Genomic DNA, 3,774 nt, shown 5'->3' on the forward strand with positions numbered 1-3,774 from the left:
TTCGATCGGGGAGATCACCGCGGCCTTCGCGAGGGGCGACCTGTCGCTGGCGGAGGCAGCCACGCTGGTCTCGGCGCGGGCACGGTTGATGCAGGCGTTGCCGGCCGGTGGCGTGATGCTGGCGGTGCAGGCGTCCGAGGCCGAGGTGCGCGCCGCGTTCCCGGATGTGGATCTGGCGGCGGTCAACGGTCCGCGAGCGGTTGTCGCCGCCGGTCGGGACGAGGACATCACGCCGGTCGAGGCGCACGGGTGGAAGACGACGCGGCTGCGAACCAGCCACGCGTTCCACTCGCGGCTGATGGATCCGATGCTCGACGACTTCCGGGCGGCCATCGCGACGGTCCCCAACGCCGAGTACTGGGTGAGCCACGTGCGTGACACGGTCCGGTTCGGCGACACGATCGCGAGCCTGGATGCCGACCGGGTGCTGGAGCTGGGGCCGGACACCGTGCTGGCCACGCTCGCCCGTGAGGCGGACATCGTCGCCGTGGCCGCGATGCGCCGCGGCCGGTCCGAGGTGGAAACGCTGCTCACCGCGGTGGCAGAGCTGTTCGTCCGGGGCGAGCACGTGGACTGGCGGGCCGTGCTCGGCGGTGGCCACCTCGTCGAGGTGCCTCGCTACGCGTTCGACCACCGGCGTTTCTGGCCGCTGCGCCGCAGCCGCCCGGCCGCCGACGCGGGCGGGCTCGGCCTGATCGGGACCGGTCACCCGCTGCTCGGCGCGGCGGTGGAACTGCCCGGCAGCGAGACCACCGTGCTGACCGGGTACGTGTCGACCGGCACCCATCCGTGGCTCGCCGACCACACGGTCCTCGGCGCCACCGTCGTGCCCGGAGCCGCGCTGGCCGAGATGTCGCTCGCGGCCGGCACACGGGTCGGGCTGCCGGTCCTCGACGAGCTGGTGCTGCAGGCCCCGCTGACCCTGCCGGCCGGCGGTGGCGCCCAGCTGCGCACCACGATCGACCCGGCCGGGACCGGCGGGCGGCGCCGGCTCACCGTCCACGCCCGCCCCGGCGACGACGCGCCGTGGACCGTTCACGCGACAGGCGTGCTCGCGCCGGACGGCGGGCCGGCCGACGAGACCGACCTGCTCGTCTGGCCCCCGGAGGGCGCGACAGCGGTGCCGCTCGACGGACTCTACGAGGCGTTCGCGGACGCCGGCCTCGCCTACGGCCCGTCGTTCCGTGGTCTGCAGCGGGCCTGGCGTTCCGGCGATGCGGTGTTCGCCGAGGTCACGACCTCGGAGCCGGATGCCGGGTTCGGGGTGCACCCGGTGCTGCTGGACGCGGCGCTGCACGCGATCGGCGCCGGTGACCTGCTGCCCTCGACCGGCGGCGCCCACCTGCCGTTCACGCTCGCGGGTGTCCGGCTGTCCCGCCCGGCGGGCCACACCCTGCGCGTGCGGCTGACCCCGGGCGACACCGACGGATCGGTGCGCCTGGCACTCGCCGACGAGTCCGGTCTCCCGGTGGCCGAGGTCCGCAGCCTGGTGCTGCGCACGGTGTCGGCGGCGCGTCCCGGCAGCGCGGCCGACCGGTTGCTGTTCGGCGTGGAGTGGATCCGTCACGACGTCACGGGCACTCCCGCACCCGCCGTCACGCTCGGCGATCCCTTGCCGGAGCCGGTGGACGTACTGGTGGTGGACGCGACGAGGCCGGTTCTCGCCTCGGCCCTGGCGATGCTTCAGGAGTGGCTGGCCGACCCGGCGTGGGCGCAGTCGCGGCTGGTCGTCCGGACTCATGGCTCGGATCCGGACGCGGCAGCGTTGTGGGGACTGGTGCGCAGCGCTCAGTCCGAGCACCCGGACCGGATCCATCTGCTGGACGGGCCGGCGGACGAGTTCTATCCGCTGCCGCAGGTGCGGGTCCGTGGCGGCGAGGTCTTCGTGCCACGCCTGGCCCGGGTCACCGCGAGCGGGACGGCGGACCTCGGTGACGGTGCCGTGGTGGTGACCGGTGCGACCGGGACGCTGGGCGGGCTGGTGGCCGATCATCTGGTGCGGGTTCACGGAGTGAAGCGCCTCATCCTGTTGTCCCGTTCCGGGCGGCCGGTGGAGATCGAGGGCGCTCAGGTCCGCTCGATCGCCTGTGATCTGGGTGAAGCCGAGGCGGTGGCCGACGCGCTGCGGGGTGAGCGGATCTCCGCGATCGTTCATGCGGCGGGTGTGCTCGACGACGGTCTGCTGATGTCGTTGACGCCGGAGCGTCTGGCGGCGGTGTTCCGGGCGAAGGTGGACGCGGCGCGGAACCTGGTCGCGGCGATCGGCGACGTGAAGGCGCTGGTCTTCTTCTCGTCGGCGGCGGGGATCTTCGGTAACGCGGGGCAGGGCAACTACGCGGCGGCCAACTCGTTCCTCGATGCCTACGCCGAGCAGCTGCGCTCGCAGGGTGTGCCGGCTACCTCGATCGTCTGGGGTCTGTGGGATGCCGGCATGGGTGGCACGCTCGGCGACGGTGACCGGGAGCGGATGCGCCGCGGCGGGATCGTGCCGCTCAGCGTCGAGCAGGGCCTGGCTGCCTTCGACGCCGCGCTCGGCAGCAACCGGGCGGTCGTCGCCGCACTCGGCGTAGACACGGCGGCGCTGCGCACCGCCGACTACGTACCACCGCTGCTCAGCGGTCTGGTGCCGGCCCGGGCCGCTGTTCCGGCGGAGAACTCGCTCGCCCGGCGCCTCGCCGGGCTGCCCGAGCGGGACCGCGCACGGGTGCTGCAGGCCCTGGTCAGCACACACGTCGGTGGCGTCCTCGGTTACGCCGCGACGGACCAGCTCGACCCCGAGCGGGCCTTCAGCGAGCTCGGCTTCGACTCGCTCACCGCTGTCGAGCTGCGCAACCGGCTGGCCGCGGCGACCGGGCTGCGGCTGCCGTCGACGCTCGTCTTCGACTATCCCAACGCGGTGGTGCTCGCCGCGTACCTCGCGGGCGAACTCGGCGGCCGGGAGACGGCGGCGGAAGTCTCCGCCCCCGGAGCCGACCTCGGTGAGCCCATCGCGATCGTCGGCATGGCCTGCCGGTACCCCGGCGGCGTGACCAGCCCGGACGAGCTGTGGGACCTGGTCGCGGCCGGACGCGACGGCGTCGGCGCGTTCCCCGCCGACCGCGGCTGGGACCTGGACAACCTGTACCACCCGGATCCGGACCACCCCGGAACCACCTACACCCGCGAGGGTGGCTTCCTCACCGGCGCGGCCGAGTTCGACCCCGGCCTGTTCGGGATCTCGCCGCGGGAGGCCCTGGCGATGGATCCGCAGCAGCGGCTGCTCCTGGAGACGTCGTGGGAGGCGTTCGAGCGGGCCGGGATCGACCCGACCGGGCTGCGCGGGCAGCGGATCGGCGTGTTCGCCGGGGTGATGTACCACGACTACGGGTCGCAGACCGCCGAGGTGCCACCCGGGGTCGAGGGCTTCCTCAGCACCGGCAGCTCGGGAAGCGTGGCCTCGGGCCGGGTCTCGTACACGTTCGGCCTGGAGGGCCCGGCCGTCACGGTCGACACGGCGTGCTCGTCGTCGCTGGTGGCGCTGCACCTGGCGGCCCAGGCGGTCCGCAACGGCGAGTGCGACGCCGCGCTCGCCGGCGGGGTCACCGTGATGGCGACGCCGAACACGTTCATCGGCTTCTCCCGGCAGCGCGGACTCTCGGCGGACGGCCGGTGCAAGTCGTTCGCGGAGGGCGCGGACGGGACCGGCTGGGCCGAAGGTGTCGGCATGCTGCTGGTCGAGCGCCTCTCCGACGCGCGGCGGCAGGGCCATCCGGTGCTGGCGGTTCTCCGCGGCAG

General features: G+C 74.0%; 1 protein-coding gene. It reads left to right on the forward strand.

Annotated features, from left to right (window positions below):
• Window positions 1–3,774 (forward strand): SDR family NAD(P)-dependent oxidoreductase (locus tag Acy02nite_RS45700; protein WP_203756456.1); only part of this gene is annotated, 3,774 nt, incomplete at both ends.

Origin of the sequence: Actinoplanes cyaneus, from assembly GCF_016862095.1 — a bacterium.
GTDB lineage: Bacteria > Actinomycetota > Actinomycetes > Mycobacteriales > Micromonosporaceae > Actinoplanes > Actinoplanes cyaneus.